20 protein-coding genes are annotated in these 22,162 nt (G+C 67.8%); 3 read left to right on the top strand and 17 right to left on the bottom strand.

Features of this window, described 5'->3' with window-relative positions:
- Positions 1-6: 6 nt before the first annotated feature.
- The 13 genes from exbD to M2352_RS01300 all read right to left on the bottom strand — a co-directional run bounded on the left by exbD (position 7) and on the right by M2352_RS01300 (position 13,726).
- Entirely contained in the window at positions 7-438 is a 432-nt protein-coding gene (exbD, locus tag M2352_RS01360; protein ID WP_264662720.1) for a TonB system transport protein ExbD, read from the bottom strand.
- A 5-nt stretch (positions 439-443) separates the two neighbouring features.
- Positions 444-1,421 carry a tonB-system energizer ExbB gene (exbB, locus tag M2352_RS01355; protein ID WP_264662719.1) on the bottom strand — a complete coding sequence of 326 codons (978 nt, stop codon included), beginning with the start codon at positions 1,419-1,421 and terminating at the stop codon, positions 444-446.
- Positions 1,422-1,549: 128 nt separating this feature from the next.
- Positions 1,550-2,983 (bottom strand): efflux transporter outer membrane subunit, encoded by a 1,434-nt coding sequence (locus M2352_RS01350; protein ID WP_264662718.1) that lies wholly within the window; start codon positions 2,981-2,983, stop codon positions 1,550-1,552.
- 80 nt (positions 2,984-3,063) lie between these two features.
- A complete protein-coding gene (locus M2352_RS01345; protein ID WP_319802042.1) occupies positions 3,064-4,956 on the bottom strand; it encodes a MacB family efflux pump subunit in 1,893 nt (630 codons plus the stop codon).
- Between the two features lie 143 nt (positions 4,957-5,099).
- On the bottom strand, positions 5,100-6,302 hold the full coding sequence (locus tag M2352_RS01340; RefSeq protein ID WP_264662716.1) for an efflux RND transporter periplasmic adaptor subunit: 1,203 nt from the start codon (positions 6,300-6,302) through the stop codon (positions 5,100-5,102).
- Between the two features lie 199 nt (positions 6,303-6,501).
- Positions 6,502-7,572, bottom strand: coding sequence for a formate dehydrogenase subunit gamma (locus M2352_RS01335; protein ID WP_264662715.1), 1,071 nt, complete (start codon positions 7,570-7,572; stop codon positions 6,502-6,504).
- Between the two features lie 18 nt (positions 7,573-7,590).
- Positions 7,591-7,776: a hypothetical protein gene (locus M2352_RS01330; protein WP_264662714.1), complete on the bottom strand. Its 186-nt coding sequence runs from the start codon at positions 7,774-7,776 to the stop codon at positions 7,591-7,593.
- Positions 7,777-7,867: 91 nt separating this feature from the next.
- On the bottom strand, positions 7,868-8,467 hold the full coding sequence (fdh3B, locus tag M2352_RS01325) for a formate dehydrogenase FDH3 subunit beta (protein WP_264662713.1): 600 nt from the start codon (positions 8,465-8,467) through the stop codon (positions 7,868-7,870).
- Positions 8,468-8,642: 175 nt separating this feature from the next.
- Positions 8,643-11,549: a formate dehydrogenase subunit alpha gene (locus tag M2352_RS01320; protein ID WP_264662712.1), complete on the bottom strand. Its 2,907-nt coding sequence runs from the start codon at positions 11,547-11,549 to the stop codon at positions 8,643-8,645.
- Positions 11,550-11,567: 18 nt separating this feature from the next.
- On the bottom strand, positions 11,568-11,786 hold the full coding sequence (locus M2352_RS01315) for a formate dehydrogenase (protein ID WP_264662711.1): 219 nt from the start codon (positions 11,784-11,786) through the stop codon (positions 11,568-11,570).
- A gap of 56 nt (positions 11,787-11,842) precedes the next feature.
- Positions 11,843-12,502, bottom strand: a complete 660-nt coding sequence (locus tag M2352_RS01310; RefSeq protein ID WP_264662710.1) for a TorD/DmsD family molecular chaperone — start codon at positions 12,500-12,502, stop codon at positions 11,843-11,845.
- Between the two features lie 177 nt (positions 12,503-12,679).
- A complete protein-coding gene (locus M2352_RS01305) occupies positions 12,680-13,192 on the bottom strand; it encodes a DUF3306 domain-containing protein (protein WP_264662709.1) in 513 nt (170 codons plus the stop codon).
- 18 nt (positions 13,193-13,210) lie between these two features.
- On the bottom strand, positions 13,211-13,726 hold the full coding sequence (locus tag M2352_RS01300; RefSeq protein ID WP_264662708.1) for a DUF3305 domain-containing protein: 516 nt from the start codon (positions 13,724-13,726) through the stop codon (positions 13,211-13,213).
- Positions 13,727-13,992: 266 nt separating this feature from the next.
- On the opposite strand from M2352_RS01300, the gene M2352_RS01295 reads away from it, so the two are divergent.
- The gene (locus M2352_RS01295) at positions 13,993-16,767 is read left to right on the top strand and encodes a bifunctional diguanylate cyclase/phosphodiesterase (RefSeq protein WP_264662707.1); all 2,775 of its coding nucleotides are present in this window, start codon (positions 13,993-13,995) and stop codon (positions 16,765-16,767) included.
- A gap of 150 nt (positions 16,768-16,917) precedes the next feature.
- Here M2352_RS01295 and rpmG read toward each other — a convergent pair whose 3' ends face one another.
- From rpmG to M2352_RS01275, 4 genes are all read right to left on the bottom strand, one after another.
- Entirely contained in the window at positions 16,918-17,085 is a 168-nt protein-coding gene (gene rpmG, locus M2352_RS01290) for a 50S ribosomal protein L33 (protein ID WP_012974790.1), read from the bottom strand.
- Positions 17,086-17,184: 99 nt separating this feature from the next.
- A complete protein-coding gene (glk, locus tag M2352_RS01285; protein ID WP_264662706.1) occupies positions 17,185-18,228 on the bottom strand; it encodes a glucokinase in 1,044 nt (347 codons plus the stop codon).
- A 10-nt stretch (positions 18,229-18,238) separates the two neighbouring features.
- Positions 18,239-19,633, bottom strand: coding sequence for an alpha,alpha-trehalose-phosphate synthase (UDP-forming) (otsA, locus tag M2352_RS01280; protein WP_264662705.1), 1,395 nt, complete (start codon positions 19,631-19,633; stop codon positions 18,239-18,241).
- Between the two features lie 947 nt (positions 19,634-20,580).
- Positions 20,581-20,790, bottom strand: coding sequence for a hypothetical protein (locus M2352_RS01275; RefSeq protein WP_264662704.1), 210 nt, complete (start codon positions 20,788-20,790; stop codon positions 20,581-20,583).
- A gap of 184 nt (positions 20,791-20,974) precedes the next feature.
- On the opposite strand from M2352_RS01275, the gene M2352_RS01270 reads away from it, so the two are divergent.
- Both M2352_RS01270 and M2352_RS01265 read left to right on the top strand, forming a co-directional pair.
- Positions 20,975-21,553 (top strand): TerD family protein, encoded by a 579-nt coding sequence (locus M2352_RS01270; RefSeq protein WP_264662703.1) that lies wholly within the window; start codon positions 20,975-20,977, stop codon positions 21,551-21,553.
- 10 nt (positions 21,554-21,563) lie between these two features.
- Positions 21,564-22,148: a TerD family protein gene (locus M2352_RS01265; RefSeq protein WP_264662702.1), complete on the top strand. Its 585-nt coding sequence runs from the start codon at positions 21,564-21,566 to the stop codon at positions 22,146-22,148.
- Positions 22,149-22,162 lie beyond the last annotated feature (14 nt).

The raw sequence follows: 22,162 nt of genomic DNA, 5'->3' as shown, positions 1-22,162 counted from the left end.
CCCCCCTCACGGCGCCGGAGCGGGGGACACGGTTTCCAGCCCGACCAGCGCCACCTTGAGATACCCGGCGGTCTGCAGCCCGTTCATCAGCTTCATCAGGTCGCCGTAATCGACGGCGCTGTCGGCGCGCAGGAAGATGCGGGTGTCGCGCGTGGCATGGGTGGCGTTGTCCAGTGCCTCGCGCAGCTTTTCCCGCTCAACCGGCTGTTCGCCCAGCACCAGCGACAGATCGGACTTCAGCGTCAGATAGACCGGCTTGTCGGGGCGCGGCTGGGCCGGGGCGGCGGAGGCCGGGAGGTCCACCGGCACGTCCACCGTCGCCAGGGGGGCTGCCACCATGAAGATGATGAGCAGCACCAGCATCACGTCGATAAAGGGGGTGACGTTGATCTCGTGGTTCTCGCTGAGATCGTCGCCATCGTCCAGACGGGCGGCCATGGGGCTTACTCCGCCGCACTGATGGCGGTGGGCTGGGACGTCCGCGGCAGCGCGCGGCGGTCCAGGTCGCGGCTGACGTGGCGTTCCACGCTGGCCGACGCATCGGCCAGCAGCGCCCGGTATCCGGCGATGGAGCGGGAGAAGATGTTGTAGATCACCACCGCCGGGATGGCGGCGACCAGACCGATGGCGGTGGCCAGCAGCGCCTCGGCGATGCCCGGCGCCACCACGGCCAGATTGGTGGTCTGGGATTTGGCGATGCCGATGAAGCTTGTCATGATCCCCCACACCGTGCCGAACAGGCCGATGAAGGGCGAGGTGGAGCCGATGGTGGCCAGGATGCCGGTGCCGCGCATCATGCGCCGGCCCGCCGCCGCCTCGATCCGCGACAGCCGCGATGCCACGCGCTCCTTCAGCCCGTCGCCGGGGACGTCGGCGGACAGGTGCGCCTCGGCCACCGCCGCGCGGACCAGGGCCGGCACGGTGCCCTTGTCGAACCCGACCTTTTCCGCCGCCTGGGTCAGCGAGCGGGCGGATTCCAGCGCCTCCAGCGCCCGGCGGGCCTTGCGGCGGGCCGAGGCCAGCTCAATGGATTTCGCCACCCACACGGTCCAGGTGGCGACCGAGGCCAGGGCCAGCCCGATCATCACCGCCTGCACCACCGGGCTGGCGGCCATGAACATGCCCCACGGGCTGAGATCGTGGCTCATGATGCCCGTCGCCGCGGCCTGCACCGCGTGGGCCGCGGACGCGGTGGCGTCAGCCGCCGGGGCCGTTGCGGCGGGGGCCGCCGCCTGAACCGCGGCTGCGGCCGCATCCGCAACCGGCGCGGCCACCGCGGGGGCGGGGGCCGCCGGGATGGGGGCGGCCGGGGCGGTCTGGGCGTGGGCCGTGGCGGCCCCGGTGACGAGGGCGGCGGGAATCAAGGCCGTGCGGCGCAGGGCGGCGCGGAACGGCAGGGTCTCGATGAGCGGGCGGATCATGAAACCGCACTCCGGCTAGGGAAGGTCCAATGGGGCATCCGCCCCCTGGCCGGAGATTATATGCAGGTGCGAATGAGTATGCAAATGAGTCGCATTGCCGTTTGATACTTTTCCTGGCCGAAGGTCAGTCACGGCCCGCTTTTGGTGGTGCCGTCCCAGCCGCCGCCCAGCGCCTTGTACAGCGAAACCCGCGCGTTGAAGCGGGCCAGATCCGCCTGAACCAGCGAGTCGTTGGTCTGGAACACCGTGCGCTGGGTGTCGAGAACGGTCAGGAACCCGACGGTGCCGGCACGGAACCGCGCCTCCACGATGCGCAGCGCGGTCTGGGCCTGTTCATAGGCTTCGCGGGCGAAGGCGTATTGCTGTTCGGCGCTGACGGCAGCACTCAGCGCGTCCTCCACGTCGCGCAGCGCCGCCAGCACGGCGGCGCGGTAGGTCTCGATGGCTTCGTCCCGGCGGGCGGTGGCCTGTTCCTGCTGGCCTTCCAGCCGGTTGCCCTCGAACAGCGGGGCGGTCAGCGACCCGGCCAGCGCCGTCACCGTGCCCGGCCCGTCGAACAGCGCCGCCATAGTGGCAGCCTGCACCGAGCCGCGGGCGGTCAGGCTGAGCGAGGGCAGGCGGTTGGCCCGCGCGGTCACGATGTCCAGCCCGGCGGCCCGCAGGGTGGCGTCGGCCCGGCGCAGGTCGGGACGGCGTTCCAGCAGCGTGGCCGGCAGACCCGGCGTGATGGCCGGCAGCGTCAGGGCCGACAGGGATTTGCCGTCCACCACGAACCCCTGCGGCGCGCGGCCCAGCAGCACGGCCAGGGCATCGCGGGCCTGGCGCTCGTTCTGCTGCTGCACCGTCAGGGACGCCCGCTGCTGCGCCACCGCGGCGCGCTGCTGCGCCAGTTCCAGATCGGACGCCGCCCCGGCCTGGACCTGAAGGGTCAGCACCTCCAGCACCTCCTCGGCGATCTTCAGGGTCTCCTGGGCCAGCCGCACCCGGTCGCGCAGGGACAGGATCTGCAGATAGGCCGCCGCCACGTTGGCCCGCACGGTCAGGGCCGTCGCCTCCCGCTCGTAGCGGGTGCCCATCAGCGACAGGCCCGCCGATTCCGCCGCCGCGGCGTTGCCGCCGAACAGGTCGATCTCGTACGACGCCTGAAGATTGCCGGAAAAGGACGTGCTGGTCCGCGTGCCCCGGCTCCCCGCCGACGACAGGCCGCTGCCGCTGGTGCCGCTCGACGTGTTGCGGCTGATGGAGCGGTCGCCGCTGCCCCCGGCGCCGAGGCTGGGAAGGAGGGCGGCACCGGCCACCTTGGCCTGCGCCTCCGCCTGGCGGATGCGGGCAAAGGCGGCGGCGAGGTCGGTGTTGGCGCTTTCCGCCTGCGCTTCCAGCCGGTCGAGTTCGGCGGAGCCGAAGCCCTGCCACCACCGGGCGTCGGGCCAGACGGGGGCGGCCTTGTCAGGGGCGGCGGTGTCCCACGCCGCCGGCACGGGCGGCGGGGCCGGGTGCGGTTCGGCCAACAGGGCGCAGCCACCCAGAAGCGGCAGGGTCAGCAACAGAAGACGGTGCGTCATGAGGTCAGAACTTTCCCGAAAAAGCACATTCCATGCCCTCTCCCCCCGGGGAGAGGGTTGGGTGAGGGCCGGATGGACGATCACTCCGAGGCCAGGGCCACCACCGGGTCGAGGCTGGCGGCCTTGCGCGCCGGCAGATAGCCGAACACCAGCCCGGTAGCGAAAGCGCAGCCGAAGGCCAGGATCACCGGGCCGGGGCGCACCAGCACCGGCTGCCCGAACTGGGCGAAGGCCCAGGTGGTGCCCAGCCCGATCAGCACGCCCAGCGCTCCGCCCAGCGTGCAGATGGCCAGCGCCTCGCCGTTGAACTGCAGCATGATGTTGATGCGCCGCGCGCCGGTGGCCATGCGCACGCCGATCTCGCGGGTGCGCTCGGTCACGCTGACCAGCATGATGTTCATCACCCCGATGCCCCCCACCAGCAGCGAGATGGCGGCGATGGACCCCAGCAGCAGCGTCATGGTGTTCTGCGTCTCGGTGGCGCTTTGCAGGATGGACGCCATGTTGCGGATCTGGAAATCCTCCGCCTTGTGGCGCCCGATCAGCAGTTGCCGGATCTCCTCCTGCGTGGCGTCGATCTTGGTCACGTCCTCGACCTGCACCGTCACCGTGCGCACATAGCGCTGGCCGAACAGCCGCAGCATGCCGGTGGTGATGGGCACGTACGCCGCGTCGTCCTGGTCGGTGCCCATGGGCGAGGCACCCTTGGGCGCCAGGAGGCCGATGACCTGGAACGGGATGCTGTTGATCAGCACGTACTGGCCGATCGGGTCGCTGCCGTCGGGGAACAGCGCCTTGGCCGTGGTCTGGCCCAGCACCGCCACGGGGGCGTACCCCTTCACATCCTCGTCGTGGAAGAAGGTACCCGAGCCGATGGTCCAGTCGCGTGCCTGGGTGAACCCGGCGGTGGTGGCGTTGACCGAGGTCTGGTAGTCGCGGTTGCCGCGGCGGAAGGTGGCCGATCCGGGGTATTCCGGCACCGCCACCCGCACGTTGGGCAATTCGGCGATGGCGTCGGCGTCCTCCCGCACCAGGGTGGCGGTGACCCCGCCCGACGGGCGCACGTTGGGGGCGCCGGGGCGGATCAGCAGCAGGTTGGTGCCCATGGCGGTGAAACGGTTCAGCACCTCCTGCCGCGCCCCGTCGCCGATGGCCAGCATCGCCACCACCGACGCCACACCGATGATGATGCCCAACAGCGTCAGCAGCGTGCGCAGCAGGTTGTGCCCCAGCGCGTGCAGCGCCATCCGCGCCGCTTCCATCACGTCACGGGCGGAGGTGGCGGCGGAGGCGTGCTGGATCGCCACCGGCTCCACGGTGGGCGGGGGCGCGTCCTCCTGTCCCGGCGCCGGGCCGTCGGACACGATGTTGCCGTCGCGCAGTTCGATGATGCGGCGGGTCTGGCGGGCCACGCCGGGGTCGTGGGTGATGACCAGCACCGTGTGCCCCTGTTCGTTCAGGGACCGCAGCAGCTTCATCACCTCCACCCCGCTGCGGCTGTCCAGCGCGCCGGTGGGTTCGTCGGCCAGGATGATGGCGCCGCCGTTCATCAGCGCACGCGCGATGGACACGCGCTGCTGCTGCCCGCCCGACAACTGGTTGGGGCGGTGGTCCAGCCGGTCCTCCAGCCCCAGCGTCTTCAGCAACTCCGCCGCCCGCGCCTCCCGCTCCTCGCGGGTCAGGCCGGCGTAGACGGCGGGCATCGCCACATTCTCCACCGCGGTGGAGGCGGCCAGCAGGTTGTATTGCTGGAAGATGAAGCCGAACGCCTCCCGCCGCAAAATGGCGCGGCGGTCGCCGTCGAGCCCCGACACCTCCTCCCCGTTCAGCCGGTAGCTGCCGCCGGTGGGGCGGTCCAGCAGGCCGATCAGGTTCATCAGCGTCGATTTGCCCGAGCCCGACGCCCCCATGATGGCGACGAATTCGCCGGGCATGATGTCCAGGCTGATGCCGTGCAGCACCGGCACCGCCATCGGCCCGCGGTGAAACACGCGGGTGATGTCCGTCAAGGAGATGATGGGCCGGGCCTCCCCGCCGGCGCCGGCATGGGAATGGGTGCCGGTTTCCGGGGCGGTCCGATCGGGCGCGGGGGGCGGGGCGGCGGCGTTCATGGGGCTTACCTCCGCCCGCCGCCGGTCATGCCCATGCCGGCGCCGGGGGGCGGGCCACCGGGGGGCGGGCCGCCGTCGGGGGGCATCATGTTGGGACGCGGGCCGCCGGCCACATTGCGCTGGGCTTCGATCACCACCTGATCGCCCACCGACAGGCCCGACCGGATTTCCGCCGTCACCCGGTTGGTCACCCCCACCTCGACCCGGCGCTCCACCACCTCGCCGCCGGCCATCAGCTTGACCGCGAATTTGCCGCCGGGCCGCGGCAGCAGCGCCGCCGCCGGCACGGTGGGCACGCCCTTGGCCTCCGCCACCACGAAGAAGACGTGGGCGCTCATCTGCGTCATCAGGTCGTTGTCGGGGTTCGGCACGTCGAACAGCGAGGAATAGAGCACCACGTTGTTGGTGACTTCCGGCGTGGGCAGCACCTGATTCAGCGTGCCCGAGCGCCGGCGGTCCGGCTGGCCCAGCGTGGTGAAATAGGCGTGCATCCCCACCTTCAGCTTGGGGATGTCGGCCTCCGACACCTGGGTCTTGACCGTCATGGTCGAAAGCTCGGCGATGCGCAGGATGATGGGGGCCTGCTGGTTGGCGTTCAGCGTCTGGCCCTGGCGGGCCGACACGTCCACCACCGTGCCGGTCATCGGCGCGTAGATCTTGGTGTAGCTCAGGTTGGCCTGATCGCCCTTCAGCGTCGATTCCACCTGCTGGATCTGGGCTTCCAGCACGCCGATCTGGGCGGAGGCGGATTTGCGCTGGGCGTCGGCGCTGTCGTACGCCTCCTGGCTGGTGGCGCGGCCATCCATCAGCCGGCGCTGCCGCTCGAACTGCTTTTCCGCCAGTTCGAGCTGCACGTGCTTTTCCTTGAGCTGGGCGCGCAACGACATCAATTGCGCCTGATCGGCGGCCACGCGCGCCTCGTACACGGTGGGGTCGATCTGGGCCAGCAACTGGCCCTGTTCCACCCGGTCGCCGGCCTCCACGAAGATGCGCTTCAACTGGCCCGACACCTGGGTGCCCACGTCCACATAGGTCCGCGGCTGGAGCGTGCCCACCGCCGACACCGTTTCCTCGATGGTGCCGAGTGCTACCGTGTGGGTGCGGACGGCGGTGGGGGTGGAGGCGCTCGCCTGCATGTACCACCACGTCCCCCCGGCCCCGGCCACGATCACCGCCGCTGCCGCCCCCGCCTTGATCCAACCCGCCATGACACCGTTGTCCCGTCAAAAGCCATGCATTTGATAATCACTTTCAGGATAGGAGTATCAAGCCCAAACGTTGCTGCTTTATGTCCTTCGGCCGGTTTGTTTGTAACGGAGTGTAACGGGACGCCCCTGCGGGGGGAGGGAAAACGACAAAGGCCCGGTCGATGCCGGGCCTTTTCATGCAGACACAAGGGGGAAACGGTCACTCCGCCGGGTGCGGCCCGCGGCCAGGGCCGTGGTGATGGGTGGGGTCTTCGCCCGTCACCTCGGCCAGCCACAGGGAATGGTGCTCGCGCGCCCACTGCTCCTCCACCTGTCCCGACCCCATGGCGTCGAAGGCGCCCTCCATGCCGATGGAGCCGATGTAGATGTGGGCCAGGATGATGACCACCATCACCACCGCCGCCGCCGCGTGGGCGATCTGGAACAGCTGCATGTCGTGCAGGCCGGCGAAATAGAAGGGGAAGAGAAGCTGGATGCCGGTGAACGACAGCGCCGCCCCGCCCAGGATGGTGGACCAGAAGATCACCTTCTGCCCGGCGTTGAACTTCCTGGCCGGCGGATGGACGCCCTTGGAAAACAGCCCCCCGGCCTTGGCGATCCAGGTCAGGTCGTGGCGGTCGGGGATGTTGTGGCGCACCCACATCAAAAAGATCAGCGTCAGCCCGGCGATGAAGGAAAAGCCCAGGAAATTGTGGGCCAGCTTGCCGTAATGGGTCAGGGCGGCGAACGCCTCCGGCCCCAGCAGCGGCAGCAGGGCGTGACGCCCGTACAGCACGTTCAGCCCCGTCAGGCCCAGCACCACGAAGCTGCCGGCGGTCAGCCAGTGGGCCGCCCGTTCGATCAGGTTGAACCGCTCCACCGTGCGGCCCGTGGGGGCGCCGTCGATGCGGATGCGCCCGCGCACCGCGAAGAACAGCGCCAGCAGCGCCACGATGCCCCCCAGCGCCCACAGGCCATAGGTGGACAGCGGCCCGTTGCGCACCGCCCGCCACAACTCCCCTTCCGACTGGATCAGGGTGCGGGCGCGGGGATTGATGTTGGTGGTGTACCCTTCCACCCCCTGGCGCACGCCGCGCCACAGGTCGGCGATGTCGCTGCCCGCACTCTGGCTGGCGGGGGGCGGGTGGTCCAGGGTGGACGCCGCCGGGGCCGGCGGAGCCATGCCGGGATCGAGCCGCACCGACGATTGCGCCGACGCCGGCCCGCCCGCCGTCACGGCAACGGCGGCCAGCAGCAGCGCACCCAGGAAAGCCGGAAGCCGGTTGGTCATGACGCGGTGTCCTTCCCTTCAGAAACGCTGGATGAAGCTGCGCTGGCGCAGCGCTTCCACCTGCTCCCCGCTCAAGCGGGTGTCGGGGGCGCCCTGGTAGGCGCCCTTTTCCGTGTGGAGCGGGCGGGCGTCCTTGTGGTCCTGGCACGCGCCCAGCGCGGTCAGGGCCAGCAGGAGGGTGGGCAGGATCAAGGTTCGGGGCATGAAACAACCACCTTATCGCCTGTCCCCCTCGCCCCGCCGGGGAGAGGGGGACGGGAGTTGGCTCGGGCACTGGACATGAGGGCCGCCGTCATCACGGCTGCGGCACCTTGGTCTGGTAGGCCGTGCCCCAGCCCCAGGCGCCGGACCCGAAGCCGCGGGCCACCACGCGCTCGCGGTAGATGGCCGACACCGTGTCGCCGTCGCCGGCCAGCAGCGCCTTGGTGGAACACATCTCGGCGCACAGCGGCAGCTTGCCTTCGGCCAGACGGTTGCGGCCGTACTTGGTGTATTCGGCCTCCGAATTGTCGGGCTCGGGACCGCCGGAGCAGAAGGTGCACTTGTCCATCTTGCCGCGGCTGCCGAAATTGCCGGCCTGCGGGTACTGCGGCGCCCCGAACGGGCAGGCGTAGAAACAGTATCCGCAGCCGATGCACAGATCCTTGTTGTGCAGCACCACGCCCTGGTCGGTCTGGTAGAAGCAGTCCACCGGGCACACCGCCATGCACGGGGCGTCGGAACAGTGCATGCACGCCACCGACAGCGACCGTTCGCCCGGCTTGCCGTCGTTGATGGTCACCACCCGGCGGCGGTTGATGCCCCACGGGATCTCGTGCTCGTTCTTGCAGGCGGTGACGCAGGCGTTGCACTCGATGCAGCGTTCGGCGTCGCACAGGAACTTCATACGGGCCATGTCTGTCGCTTCCTATTCTATGACCGAAAAGGTCCGGCCTTTGGCCGGCCCTTTTCCGGCCCCTCAAACGCCGGGCGGTCCACATCCGTGGACCTTGGCTTCGCGGGCATGTGCCCGCGCGGCCGCCGTCGCGGCCGTACCGGGACCGGAAAGCCGGAGCTTTCCGGTCCCGGTATTACGCCACCGAGATCCGGCAGAGCGTGGTCTTGGTTTCCTGCATCTGGGTCACGCTGTCATAGCCATAGGTCGTGGCCGTGTTGGCGGATTCGCCCAGCACGATGGGGTCGCCGTCCTTGGGGTACTTCGACCGCCGGTCCTCGCCCTGGTAGAAGCCGCCGAAGTGGAAGGGCATGAAGGCCACGCCGCGGCCCACGCGCTCGGTCAGCATGGCCTTGACCTTCACCCGGCCCTTTTCGGCGCCCTCGACCCACACCATGCCGCCGTCCCGGATGCCCAGGTTGTGGGCGTCGAAGGGGTTGATCTCGACGAACATGTCCTGCTGCAGCTCGGCCAGCCAGGGGTTGGAGCGGGTCTCGTCGCCGCCGCCCTCGTATTCCACCAGACGGCCCGAGGTCAGGATGATTGGGTACTCCTTGGACACGTCGCGGTCCTGGATCGACTTGTAGAGCGTGGGCAGGCGCCACGCCTTGGTGTCCTTGTAGGTGGGATAGTCGGCCACCAGATCCCGGCGCGGGGTGTAGAGCGGTTCGCGGTGCACCGGCACCGGGTCGGGGAAATTCCACGCCACGCAGCGGGCCTTGGCGTTGCCCGGCGGGTTCAGCCCGTGGGCGATGGCCACCCGCTGGATGCCGCCCGACAGGTCGGTGGTCCACGATACCGCCCCGATCTTGTCGCCGCCGATCTTGGAAATGACCGCCATTTCCGCCTCGGTCAGATCCTTGTCCCAGCCCAGCTTCTGCAGCATGGCCATGGTGACCTCGGGATAGCCGTCCTTGATCTCCGATCCCACGGGGTAGGAGTTCTCGGCCAGCAGGGTCACGCCGTTGCGCTCCACCCCGAAGCGGGCGCGGAAGGCGCCGCCGCCCTGGGCCACCGGCAGAGAGGGGTCATAGAGGTTGGCGGTGCCGGGGTGCTTCATCTCCGGCGTGCCCCAGCACGGCCACGGCAGACCGTAGAAGTCGCCGTCGCACGGGCCGCCGTTGGCGCGCAGCGTGGTCTTGTCGAAGGTGTCCTGGTGCTGCATGTGCAGCTTCATGCGTTCCGGCGACTGGCCGGTGTAGCCCACCGACCACATGCCGCGGTTCCATTCCCGCGTGATGTCCTCGATCAGCGGCTCGTCGCCGTTGACCTTCATATTCTTCACCATCTCGGCGGCGAAGCCGAACTTCTTGGCGAAGAGGTACATGATGGTGTGGTCGGGCTTGGACTCGAACAGCGGCTCCATGATCTTGTCGCGCCACTGCACCGAACGGTTCGACGCGGTGGCCGAGCCGTAGGTCTCGAACTGGGTGGCGGCGGGCAGCAGGTACACCCCGTCCTTGCGGTCGTGCAGGATGGCGGTGACGGTGGGGTAGGGGTCCACCACCACCAGCGTGTCCAGCGCCTCCATGGCCTTCTTCATGTCCGGCAGGCGCACCTGGCTGTTGGGCGCGTGGCCCCAGAACACCATGCCCTTGACGGGATTGGGCTGGTCCATGTTGCCCTGGGCTTCCAGCACGCCGTCGTACCAGCGCGACACCGGGATGCCCGTGCGCTCCATCAGCTCCTTGGACCCGAAGCGGCTCAGGATATAGTCGTAGGGAAGATCCCACACCCGCGCCCAGTGCTTCCATGCCCCCTCGGCCAGCCCGTAATAGCCGGGCAGGCTGTCCGATGTGACGCCGAAGTCGGTCGCGCCCTGCACGTTGTCGTGGCCGCGGAAGATGTTGGTCCCGCCGCCCGCCATGCCGACGTTGCCGAGTGCGAGCTGGAGGATGCAGTAGGCGCGGGTGTTGTTGTTGCCGATGTGGTGCTGGGTGCCGCCCATGCACCACACCAGCGTGCCGGGCTTGTGCGACGCCAGGGTGCGGGCCACGCGGGCCAACTGGGTGCCGGGCACGCCGGTGACGCGCTCCACCTCTTCGGGCGTCCACTTGGCGACCTCGGCGCGCACCTCGTCCATGCCGTAGACGCGCCGGGCGATGTAGTCCTTGTCCTCCCAGCCGTTCTGGAAGATGTGCCACAGGATGCCCCACACCAGCGGCACGTCGGTGCCGGGGCGGAAGCGGATGTATTCGTCGGCGTGGGCGGCGGTGCGGGTGAAGCGCGGGTCGGCGACGATCAGCGGCGCGTTGTTGACCTCCTTGCCCTTCAGCACGTGGAGCATGGAGACGGGGTGCGCTTCGGCGGCGTTGGAGCCGATGAAGAAGATCGCCTTGGACTTCTGGATGTCGTTGTAGCTGTTGGTCATGGCGCCGTAGCCCCAGACGTTGGCCACACCGGCAACCGTGGTCGAGTGACAGATGCGCGCCTGATGGTCCACGTTGTTCGTGCCCCAGAGCGCGGCGAACTTGCGGAACAGGTACGCCTGTTCGTTGGAATGCTTGGCCGATCCCAGCCAGAACACCGAATCGGGGCCGGACGTCTCGCGGATCTTGAGCAGCCGGTCACCGACCTCGGTGATGGCCTCGTCCCAGCTCATGCGCACCCACTGGCCGTTGACCAGCTTCATGGGGTAGCGCAGGCGGCGGTTGCCGTGGGCGTGCTCGCGCACCGAGGCACCCTTGGCGCAGTGGGCGCCCAGGTTGATGGGGCTGTCGAAGCCGGGTTCCTGGCCGATCCAGGCGCCGTTCTGCACCTCCGCCACCACGGTGCAGCCCACCGAACAGTGGGTGCAGACCGACTTCACCTGCTTGACGGGGGCGCCCGCCGGGGCGGCGGGGGCCGCCGCCTCGGCCTTGCGCACCATGGCGCCGGTCAGGGCCGACGACGCGGCCAGCGCGCCGGCGGCCAGGCCCGAGGTGCGCAGGAACGCGCGGCGGTCCACCGTGTGCCCGGTCAGTGCCGAGGCCGCGGGCGCGGACAGGATGCGGGTGGACAGGGAATGGGGCCGGCGGGGGCCGCCCGTCTTCTTCATCAGCATCGGGGGAGGCTCCTTCGTTTAGAACCGGCTCAGCTCATAGACCTTGAGGATGTGCGGGGTTTCCCGGTAGCCGGTGGCGGCGGCGGGCTTGGCCGCTTCGGCCTCCGGGGCGGCGGCGGTCAGGCCGACGGCGGCGGCCCCCAGGGCGCCGGCCCCCAGCCCGCCCAGCCGGAACAGGTCGCGGCGCGCCATCGCCGGTTTTTCCGCAGGCTTGGATTGGTCCTTGGTCGTCGTCATGGTCGTTTCCCTTCGCACAAGCCCGCGGGGTCGTTGCCCGGAGCCGTCCCTTGCGGTCAGTCCAGCAGCGCGAACGCCTGGGTTTCGATGTCGAGGAAGCATCGGCCCACGGTGCCGACGCCGGCATAGAAATCCGCCGCCCCGGCCCGTTCCAGATCCGCGAAGAAGCGTCCGGCCCAGGGGGCGATGTGGTCGTCGAAGAACCGCCGCTGCTGGTCCAGCGGGGCCGGTGCGCCGAAGGCCCCGGCGATCAGCCCGGCCATCATCTCGCACAGGGCGGCGATGTGGTCCTCCGGCTCATGCACGTCTTCGGCCCGCGCGATGCCCAGCCGCGCCATGGCGGCGCGCACCTCGGCCAGCGGCTTTTCGTTCAGGAAGCCCGTGCGGTAGTACGAGGCATAGGGCGACAGCTCGCCCCCACTCAGCCCGATGAACAGCGCGTCGAATTCGGTCCGCACCGCCGCCGCATCGGCCCGAGCCGCGCGCCGGCCCAGGGCGGCGAAGGCGGCGGCCAGCGGCGTTGCGCTGGCCGCCTCCGCGTTGCCGGCCCCGGCATCGCCGATGGCCGCCAGTCCCGCCAGCACCTCCGCCCCCGGAGGGCGGGCCAGCAGCCCGGCCAGCAACCCATAAGCCTCGGCGCGCAAACGCTCCTCCTCCGCCAGATCCGGGGCGGGAGGGGGCGGTGCGGTGATGTCCAGGCCACCGTGCGGTGCCACGGGTGTCTCTCCTGTTGCCGGGCCGGTGATGGGGCGGCGCTTTGTTGCGGGTGCGAAAACCTGATTGAATTACAGGGTCTTACCGCCGCAGCGTCGAATCATTAAAGGCCGGGTGCGGGGTGGTTGTCAACGCCGCCACCCCTTTTGGAGAGGAAAAAAGCCAATAATCTGAAAGCGTTATGCGTTATCGCGCATATCGGTCGGCGGTGGTTCCTCTGTGTTTTCCGCGGCCTCCTGCAACTTTTGAGCGTCTTTTTCCGCCTGCTCCGCTGCTTCGTCCACGGCGTCGAGAAAGCCTTGCCCCGCGCGGTAGAGGGTGCGCACGGCGCCGCTGCCGGAAAACAGGCCGCTGTAGTCGTCGGCGTAGTCCTTCAGCCCGTCGTCGTTGGCGTAGACGGGATCGGAGGTCCACAGCCGCCGCAGCGCCTGCCGGTGCAGATCCTCCGGCACCTCGGCCCGCAGGAAGGGGGTGAAGTCCGACTCCGCGGTCAGGCTGTCCACGGGGGGCAGTTCGGGCGGCGGGGCGGTTTCCTGCGGTGCGGTTGGCGCTTGCGCGGCGGCGTCCGGCTCCGGCAGGGGGGCGGGGGGCTCCGGGGCCGGCTCCGGTGCGGTGGCGGTGGTCTCCCCGGTGCGCTTCAGACGCGACCAGCGGGACAGGAAGGGTTCGGGCGTGCCGCGCGTCTCACTCATGATGCTGTTCCTTCCGGTCTATTCCCCATGGTCCCGCCGCCGTCCGCCGCGGCGGCCGTCGGTGTGGGGCTGGCGTTCGCGTTTGACGAAGGGGCGGTCCACATGGTGCTGGCCCACGAAATCGGCGACCAGCGCCACCAGGGCGGGGGGCATGGGCACCGGCTCCACCGTGTCGGAGCCGCCGACCTGATAGGCTTCGGCCTCGAACGCGCTGGCGGTGATGAAGAACGGCTGGGGCCGTCCGTCCTCCTCCGACGGGCGCAGCGCCACCCACACCCGCGGCGGCGTCTGGGACAGGTTGACGTGATAGCCGTCGGTATCGGTGTGGAACAGCTCCAGGTCCAGCGTGGCGGCGTGATGGCGCGACCAGCCGTCGCCGCCGTACAGGAAATGCCAGTCCCGGTCCGCCGGGCCGGCGCCGGGAATGACATCCACCGGGCGCCACACCGTGTCCTGCCAGGGGGTGGAGCCGGGCCGCCGCTCCATCACGATGCCGACGGGAATGCGCAGTGTGCGGCTTAACGTCTCCACCATCTCTCATACATCCTGTGTTAAGCTTGGCTATTCGGTAGTAGGATACGGGGCGTGCTTTTCCCGTTCTGGTCAGTCTCCTTCCGGGGCGGAGCACCGCGGGCATGCCCGGCCGCGCCGGAAAACGCATGGGGCAGTGTTATGATCGTTATGATGACGTGGTTAAGAACCGATCGGCTGTGAAATGATTCATTGACCTTTGTGGCGCCATCGTCGGATGGTTGCCCGATAGGAAAAGTCGATCAACCCATATGGTCCGAAAAGCCGACATGCCATCCAGGGAACGGCGAATCTTTTCCGATCTGGCCTTCCGCGCCCAGGGGGCCGGTGCGGCGGAACGGGGTGAACACGGTGGCCGCCGCATGGCATGGGCCGTGCTGGTGCTGTCGTTTGCCGCGACCCTGACCATCTGGTGGATGACCTCCGGCGTGGTCCAGCGGGAATCGTCGGAACGGTTCGCCAGCCGCGTCAGCGAGGTGCACGCCAGCATTCAAGACCGCATGCGCTCCTACGCGCAAGTGCTGCGCGCCGCGTCCGCGCTGTTCAAGGCGTCGGGCACCGTGACGCGGAGCGAATGGGAAAACTTCATCCGCGGGCTGGAACTGGACCGTTTCTATCCCGGCATTCCGGCGGTGGCCTATGCCCGCGCCGTTCCCCAGCCCACGCTGGACGATCTGGTGGACGAGATGCGCGCCGACGGCGTGCCCGAATTCGCCGTGCGCCCGCCGGGGGTGCGGCCGGAATACCTGATCAACATCTATGCCGCCCCGTTCAACGCGCTGAACCGCGCGGCGCTGGGCTATGACATGCTGAGCGAGCCGGTGCGGCGGGCCACCATCCGGCACGCCGTCGAAACCGGGCAGCCGGCCATCACCCCGCGCCTGATCCTCAAGATCGATGAGCACCGCGATCCCCAGCCGGCGTTCATCATGTATTTCCCCACCTATGACGCGTCGCGGCCCCAGACCACGGTGGAAGAGCGGCGGGCCGCCCTGACCGGCACCGTTCTGGCGCCCTTCCGGGTGTACCCGCTGGTGGAGGGCATCCTCGGCAACGATTTCGGCGACATCGGCCTGACCATCTACGACGGCACCGAGACCGGTGACGATCACGAGATGTACCGCAGCAACGCCGACACCCCGCGCGAGCCGCTGCACCGCGTGCTGCGGCAGGTGCCGTTCCAGGACCGCATCTGGACCATCGCCTATTATTCCACGCCGGGGTTCGAGGCCGCCCTGCACAACGACAAGCCCGGCCTGATCCTGGGGGCCGGCGCCATCATCAGCCTGCTGGTGTTCGCCATGGCGTGGAGCCTGTCCAGCAACCGCGCCCGCGCGGCCAAGCTGGCGGCCGAGATGACGGAATCCCTGCGGCGGCGGGAATCCGAACTGCACCAGTTCTTCACCCAGGCCCCCGTCGGCATCTGCATCCTGGACGCCGAGGGCCGGGTCATCGACTGCAACCCCGTGATGGGGCAGTACATGGGGGTGCCCGCCGACGCCATCATCGGCTTCAACATGCTGACCGACGCCAAGGACCGCTCCTTCACCTTCGCGGTGGAACGCGCGCTGGGCGGCGAGCCGTCGGAGATCGAGACCCCGTACGTCTCCACGCTGGGCGGGCGGCAGGGGTTCTATCACGCCCACTTCCAGCCCATCTTCAACGGGCCGGACTTCCTCTTCGTCCTGGGCTTCATCGACGATGTGAGCGAGCGCAAGGCGGCGGAGGATCAGGTCCATTACCTGGCCCATTTCGACGCGCTGACGGCGCTGCCCAACCGCACCCTGCTGGCCGACCGCCTGACCCACGCCATCGCCCTGGCGCGGCGGACGGAAACCACCATCGCCGTGCTGTTCCTCGACCTCGACCATTTCAAGGTCATCAACGACAGCCTGGGCCACACGGTGGGCGACGACGTGCTGAAGGAGGTGGCGGAGCGGCTGCGCGAATCCGTGCGCGAATCCGACACCGTGGCCCGCCACGGCGGCGACGAGTTCGTCGTGGTCCTGACCGACGCGGGCGAGGCGAAGGACGTCGCCACCGTCGCCGGCCAGATCATCGAGCGGCTGAACGCCCCCATGCGCATCAAGGGGCGGGAGTTCAGCATCTCTCCCTCCATCGGCATCAGCATGTTCCCCGAGGACGGGGACGACGGCGAGCGGCTGATCAAGAACGCCGATGCCGCCCTCTATCAGGCGAAATCGGCGGGCCGCCGCGCCTTCCGCTTCTTCACCAACGCGCTGGACGTGCAGCTGAACGAGCGGCTGACGGTGGAGGCCAGCATCCGCCGGGCGCTCGACCTGGGCGAATTCCGCCTGCACTACCAGCCGCAGATCGACATCGCCACCGGTGGGGTGATCGGGCTGGAAGGGCTGATCCGCTGGGCGCACCCCGACCTGGGCATGGTGCCGCCCAACCGCTTCATCCCCATCGCCGAGGAAAGCGGCCAGATCACCGCCATCAGCCAATGGGTGATGGACGAAGCCTGCCGCCAGATGAAGCAGTGGCAGAACAGCGGCATCACGGTCCAGAGGGTGGCCGTCAACATCTCGGCCCTGCAGTTCCGCACCCCCGACCTTCCCGATCAGGTGGAAGCGGTGCTGGCCCGCCACGGCCTGCCCGCCGGCTGCCTGGAGATCGAGGTGACCGAGGGGGCGCTGATCCACAATCTGGAAACCGCCACCCGCATCCTGCGCGCGCTGAAGACCATCGGCGTCAAGGTGTCGATCGACGATTTCGGCACCGGCTATTCCAGCCTCAGCTACCTTCAGCGCTTCCCCGTGGACACGCTGAAGATCGACCGCTCCTTCGTCGGCGAGCTGGGCAGCGACCCGCACAACGCCGCCATCGTCCGCGCCATCATCAGCCTGGGCAAGAGCCTGAACCTGACCATCATCGCCGAAGGGGTGGAGACGGACCAGCAATTGGGCCTGCTGCGCACCGAGGGCTGCCACGCGGCCCAGGGCTATGTCTACAGCCGTCCCCTGCCGCCCGACGAGGTGGCGCGTTTCCTGCGCGGACGGGCGTCGGTGGCGGCGGAATAGGGCCTGCCACCCTGGAGCCGCAGCACGGATCCTCCCACGCAGACCCCAGAACAAAGACCCCAGGCACACGAAAGCAGACACACGAAAGGCCGCCCGGTGGGGCGGCCTTCTCGTTTTCGGCTTCGCAGCCGTTCGGCAGGTCCGGGAGCCTTACTTAATCTTGGCTTCCTTGAACTCGACGTGCTTGCGCGCCACCGGGTCGTACTTGCGGAACGACAGCTTTTCGGTGGTCTTCTTGGGGTTCTTCTTCTTCACATAAAAGAAACCCGTGTCAGCCGTGCTCACCAGCTTAATGAGGACGGTGTTCTGCTTGGCCATGATCCTGATCCCGGTCTAGGTACCGACAAACATCCCGTATCCCGCCGGCCCTGCGGGGCGGCGACGTGAGCGGCGAAGATACCCCGCTACCCCCGAATGTCAAGTTTTGTCTGGGACGCCCACCGTTGCCGCAACCCGTTCCAGCCCCAGCGCCTCCGCCAGACCCAGAAAGGCGGGCAGGGGATGGGTGATGACGTACACCGGAACGGGGGCAAGATAGGCGCTCATGCGCCCTTTCGCTTCGAATCGGGTGCGGAAGGGGGAGCGGGCCAGCGCCTCCCGCCCCAGGCGGGGCACGATGCCCCCGGCGATATAGACGCCGCCGCGCGCCCCCAGGATCAGCGCCAGATTGCCGGCCACCGTGCCCAGCAGCGAACAGAACATGTCCACCGCTTCTGCGCACAGCGGGTCGCTGGCGTCCGCCGCCGCGGCGGTCACCGCCGCGGGCGTGTCCTTGTCCGGCGCCCGCCCGGCACACTGGCACAGCGCCGTGTAGAGGTTGACCAGCCCCGGACCCGACAGGGCGCGTTCCGCCGACACGTGCCCGCTCTCGCTGCCCTTTTCGGCGCGGATGCGGGCCAGCACGGCACTTTCCCGTTCGTCCGCCGCCGGCAGGGTGGCGTGGCCGCCCTCGCTGGCCAGCGGGATCCAGCCCGCCGGGCCGGGCACCAGCCCCGACACCCCCAGCCCGCTGCCGGGTCCCAGCACCGCCACCGCGGCCCCCCGCACCGGATCGCCGCCGCCCACCTGGAACACATCGTCCGGTCCCAGGCGCGGCACCGACAGGGCGGCGGCCGTGAAGTCGTTCAGCACCACCAGCCGGTCGAGCCCCAGCGTGCGCCGCACCCCGTCGATGGAAAAGCGCCAGGGCGGCGTCACGTTGGTCAGCGACACCTCGTCCCCCGTCACCGGCCCGGCAACGCAGAACGCCCCCTGGCGCGGCCGCACGGGGCAGGTGCTGCCGCAATCGTCCAGATAGGCCGCCGCCGCCGCCTCCAGCGAGGGAAAGGCGGCGGTGGGATAGATCCGCGAATGGTGCAGCCCGGCCCCGTCCATCAGCCCGAAGCGGGCATTGGTGCCGCCGATGTCGGCCACCAGGGCGTAAGGGGGGGGGCCGGGGGTATGGGTCGTCAGGCCGCTCATGGTCCTCCGCTCACTGATAGGGCGCCTTGGTCAGCGCTCTGACATAGGTTTCCCGCCACGCGCCGATGTCGTTGCGCCGCAGGGTGGCTATCAGGGCGGCGTGACGTTCCCGCCGTTCCTCCACCGGCATGGTCAGCGCCCGCTGCAGGGCGTCGGCCACGCCTTCCACCTCATACGGGTTGACGATCAGCGCCTCGGTCAGTTCCTGGGCGGCGCCGGCGAATTCCGACAGCACCAGCACCCCGGGATCCTGGGGATTCTGGCAGGCCACATATTCCTTTGCCACCAGATTCATGCCGTCGCGCATGGGGGTGACCAGCCCCACCGCCGCCTGCCGGTGGAATCCCGCCAGCACCCGCTGGCCGAAGCTCTTGTTCAGATAGCGGATGGGCACCCAGTCGAATTCGGCGAAACGCCCATTGACCCGCCCGGCCTTTTCCGACAGCTCCCGCCGCAGCGTGATGTATTCGGGCACCTCCTCCCGCGTCGGGGGGGCGATCTGCAGGAAGGAAACGCGGTTGCGGTGCTCGGGGTAGCTTTCCAGGAACGCTTCGAACGCCTCGAACCGCTGGGGCAGGCCCTTGGAATAATCCAGCCGGTCCACCCCGATGATCAGCCGCCGCCCCACCAGGCTTTCCCGCAGCCGCTCGGCGTGGCGGGACCGGGCGTTGGTCTCCGCCGTCCGCTCCAGTGCCGCGGTGTCGATGGAGATGGGGAAGGCCCGCGCCAGCAGCGTGCGCCCGAAGGCCCGCACCACCACCCCGCCGTCGGGGTGCGGGTCCACCATTCCGCCCGCGTCCAGCAGCACGTAATTGACGAAGCAGCGCAGGTCCGCCGCCGTGTGGAAGCCCACCACGTCATAGGCGCACAGATCCTCCACAAGATCGCGGTGGTTGGGCAGGATCTTCAGCACCTCCGGCGCCGGGAAGGGGGTGTGGAGGAAGAAGCCCATGCGCTGCCGGCACCCCAGCGCCCGCAGTTTCCGCCCGCAGGGGATCAGGTGATAGTCGTGGACCCACACCATGTCGTCGGGCTTCAGCATCGGGGCCAGCACCGCGGCGAAGAAGCCGTTGACCCGCTCGTACCCCGCGCGGTTGCGGCGGCTGATGCTGGTCAGGCCGGGGCGGAAGTGGAACAGCGGCCACAGGGTCTGGTTGGCGAAGCCGTTGTAGTATTCCTCGAAATCCCGCCGCCCGAGATCGAGCATGGTATAGGTCAGCCGCCCGTGGACCGCTGACGCCGGGGTCTGTGGCGTGTCGCCATCCACCACCGTCCCGCTCCACCCGAACCAGATGCCGCCCGTGCGCTTCAGCGCCGCCAGCACCGCCACCGCCAGGCCGCCCGCGGCCTGCTTGCCCTCTTCCACCGGGGCAACGCGGTTGGAAACCACCACCAGTCTGCTCAAGCCGTGAACCTCCCTCGTCGTTGCCGCTCTCGACGCCGCGACTCCCTCGTCGTGTGGGTGCCCGCCGGGGCGCCCGCGCCGGGCAACGGTAAGGAGGAAACGTGGCCGTGATGTGGTGGTTCCTCTTTTTTCGGATGGCTCGCCGTTGGTGCTTTGGATGGCGCACCGTTGGTGCAATGCGGCAGAGGCATGGCGGCACTGCGTCTATGCCCCTGGTACCGTGGCCGAAAGGGACCGATCTATGCGCGGTTGGTAGGACCACTGACTGCCGTTAATGTGTTGCAATGCAACATGATTTAGCGTTGGTCGAGGGGCCTATTTCGTTCGAGTATCAGTAAGCCCTTGTTTTGTCGGGGCATTCTTTTTTCTCTTGAACTCCGAAGCGAGTTTCCTTACATTGTGCAGTGCGACATCGATCGCTCTGACGCGGTTGATCTCGTAACGCACTTCTTGGGCGTTTCCTCCCTAGACTCGGGCCGCGGCTTTTGCCGCGGCCTTTTTTCTTTTTCGGTCAGGGCTCTGGTGGGGCGGCCGATCCCTAAATCCTGGACAGGGCCGCCGGTTCCGGTTTTGACGCCGCAGACGCGGACGGTCTGATCCAGATGAGCCAGGGCGCCCGCCACATTCATAGAGAGGCGGCGACTGGTGTTCCCGGTCAGCGGCATTCCCGGTCAGCGGCATTCCCGGTCAACGCCACCCGATGGGGGCTGGCCATCCAGGCGCTCTTCGCGGTGGTTCCTGGAAGCGCCCCATTGCGACTCGCACCAAATGGCGGTGCGGCTGGCCGACAGGGGCATGCGCTTTCTGAAGTCAGCGGCGTGGGCCCTCGCCAAGATGCCGGATCCGTTCAGCAACTTTTCATTGAGTCCGGCTTCATCCGGCGTATCCATAAAAACCTTAAAAAGCTTTTCAGTCGTCCGCTGGCTGCTGGGGGGTGATCGGTGGCGTCAACGACGCGCCTGCCACTCGCGCGGGCCGGTCATGCCGGTAAAGGCATGTGCGGCAAGCGTGGTTTGAGAAGCGATAACATTATCAATTTGTTGCGCAATGCGCTTGCAAAGGGCTGCATGCCGTTGGCGGTAAAACATCAGTAATATTTGAAAATAATTATTCTCAAAAAGCATCTTCCAAAGAGTGCATCGCATGAGATCATACATTGATATGAATTCTACTGCCGGCTGAATGATTCTTGACAGAGGATGATTGCACGGAGAAAATTTCCGAAAAACAATCTCTGAAATTCAACCGGAACAATTTTTTCAGCGAATATTGTTCTTAAAATATACGTATTCCAAATATCGCTCACCTTACATAACTGGCTTGAAATCGGAGGACTCCCGTATGGCTGTTTCTTTGTCCAAGGGCGGCAATATCTCTCTCAGTAAGGAGGCTCCGGGGCTGACCGCTATCGATGTCGGCTTGGGCTGGGATGCCCGCGTCACCGACGGCGCCGAATTCGATCTGGACGCCTCGGCGTTCCTTCTGAACGGGTCGGGCAAAATCCGCACGGATGCCGACTTCATCTTTTACAACAACAAGGTCTCGTCGGACGGCTCGGTTGTCCACCAGGGCGACAACCGCTCCGGTTCCGGCGATGGTGACGACGAAGTTGTTGCCATTGATCTCGCCAAGGTTCCGGGCGACGTGCAGAAGGTTGCGTTCTCCGTAACCATTCATGAAGCGGAGGCGCGCCGGCAGAGCTTCGGTCAGGTCAACAACGCCTATATCCGCGTCGTGAACAAGGCAGACGGCAAGGAGATCGCCCGCTATGACCTGTCGGAGGATTATTCGACAGAAACGGCGATGATCTTCGGTGAACTCTACCGGCATGGCAGCGAGTGGAAGTTCAAGGCTATCGGGCAGGGATTCGGCGGCGGGCTTGGTCCGCTTGCGAAGAATTTTGGCGTCAACATCGGCTGAGGAAAAGCCTATGGGCGTTTCGCTGACGAAGGGCCAGAAGATCAGCCTCTCCAAGGACGGCGCACCTCTGACCCGGGTGTTCATGGGGCTTGGTTGGGATGTCGTAAAGAAGGGTGGCTTTCTTGGGGGGCTGTTTGGGGGCGGTGGAGGGAGCATCGACCTCGACGCCTCCTGCCTCGTGTTCGACGAGCGCGGTGAAATGGTTGATGAAATCTGGTTTCACCAGCTCAAGGGCATGAATGGCGCCATCATCCACACCGGCGACAATCTGACGGGCGACGGAGACGGGGACGACGAGGTTATCAAGGTTGACCTGTCGATGTTGCCGGCGAGCGTGAAATCGCTGGTGTTCACGGTCAACTCGTTCCGGGGCCAGACCTTCGACACGGTTGCCAACGCGTCCTGCCGCCTTGTCGATGATACCAACCAGAAGGAACTGGCCATCTTCGCTCTGAGCGAGGCGGGATCCCACACCGGCCTCATCATGGCGAAGCTCTACCGGCACAATGGCGAATGGAAGCTTCATGCCATCGGCGAGAAGACGGCGGGGCGGACCTTCCACGATATGATGCCGGCCATTCGCGGCACGCTTTAATCACCGTCACCACG

Origin of the sequence: Azospirillum fermentarium, assembly GCF_025961205.1 — a bacterium.
GTDB classification, from domain to species: domain Bacteria; phylum Pseudomonadota; class Alphaproteobacteria; order Azospirillales; family Azospirillaceae; genus Azospirillum; species Azospirillum fermentarium.
Note: the sequence above shows the minus strand (reverse complement) of the source record. Positions and strands in the feature narration are given on the sequence as shown.

Excerpts from the sequence above, each read along its gene's own strand:
- exbD (WP_264662720.1), bottom strand. The coding sequence starts at position 438 with ATGGCCGCCCGTCTGGACGATGGCGACGATCTCAGCGAGAACCACGAG.
- exbB (WP_264662719.1), bottom strand. The coding sequence starts at position 1,421 with ATGATCCGCCCGCTCATCGAGACCCTGCCGTTCCGCGCCGCCCTGCGC.
- M2352_RS01350 (WP_264662718.1), bottom strand. The coding sequence starts at position 2,983 with ATGACGCACCGTCTTCTGTTGCTGACCCTGCCGCTTCTGGGTGGCTGC.
- M2352_RS01345 (WP_319802042.1), bottom strand. The coding sequence starts at position 4,956 with ATGGCGGTGCCGGTGCTGCACGGCATCAGCCTGGACATCATGCCCGGC.
- M2352_RS01340 (WP_264662716.1), bottom strand. The coding sequence starts at position 6,302 with ATGGCGGGTTGGATCAAGGCGGGGGCGGCAGCGGCGGTGATCGTGGCC.
- M2352_RS01335 (WP_264662715.1), bottom strand. The coding sequence starts at position 7,572 with ATGACCAACCGGCTTCCGGCTTTCCTGGGTGCGCTGCTGCTGGCCGCC.
- M2352_RS01330 (WP_264662714.1), bottom strand. The coding sequence starts at position 7,776 with ATGCCCCGAACCTTGATCCTGCCCACCCTCCTGCTGGCCCTGACCGCG.
- fdh3B (WP_264662713.1), bottom strand. The coding sequence starts at position 8,467 with ATGGCCCGTATGAAGTTCCTGTGCGACGCCGAACGCTGCATCGAGTGC.
- M2352_RS01320 (WP_264662712.1), bottom strand. The coding sequence starts at position 11,549 with ATGCTGATGAAGAAGACGGGCGGCCCCCGCCGGCCCCATTCCCTGTCC.
- M2352_RS01315 (WP_264662711.1), bottom strand. The coding sequence starts at position 11,786 with ATGACGACGACCAAGGACCAATCCAAGCCTGCGGAAAAACCGGCGATG.
- M2352_RS01305 (WP_264662709.1), bottom strand. The coding sequence starts at position 13,192 with ATGAGTGAGACGCGCGGCACGCCCGAACCCTTCCTGTCCCGCTGGTCG.
- M2352_RS01300 (WP_264662708.1), bottom strand. The coding sequence starts at position 13,726 with ATGGTGGAGACGTTAAGCCGCACACTGCGCATTCCCGTCGGCATCGTG.
- M2352_RS01295 (WP_264662707.1), top strand. The coding sequence starts at position 13,993 with ATGCCATCCAGGGAACGGCGAATCTTTTCCGATCTGGCCTTCCGCGCC.
- rpmG (WP_012974790.1), bottom strand. The coding sequence starts at position 17,085 with ATGGCCAAGCAGAACACCGTCCTCATTAAGCTGGTGAGCACGGCTGAC.
- glk (WP_264662706.1), bottom strand. The coding sequence starts at position 18,228 with ATGAGCGGCCTGACGACCCATACCCCCGGCCCCCCCCCTTACGCCCTG.
- M2352_RS01275 (WP_264662704.1), bottom strand. The coding sequence starts at position 20,790 with ATGTATGATCTCATGCGATGCACTCTTTGGAAGATGCTTTTTGAGAAT.
- M2352_RS01270 (WP_264662703.1), top strand. The coding sequence starts at position 20,975 with ATGGCTGTTTCTTTGTCCAAGGGCGGCAATATCTCTCTCAGTAAGGAG.
- M2352_RS01265 (WP_264662702.1), top strand. The coding sequence starts at position 21,564 with ATGGGCGTTTCGCTGACGAAGGGCCAGAAGATCAGCCTCTCCAAGGAC.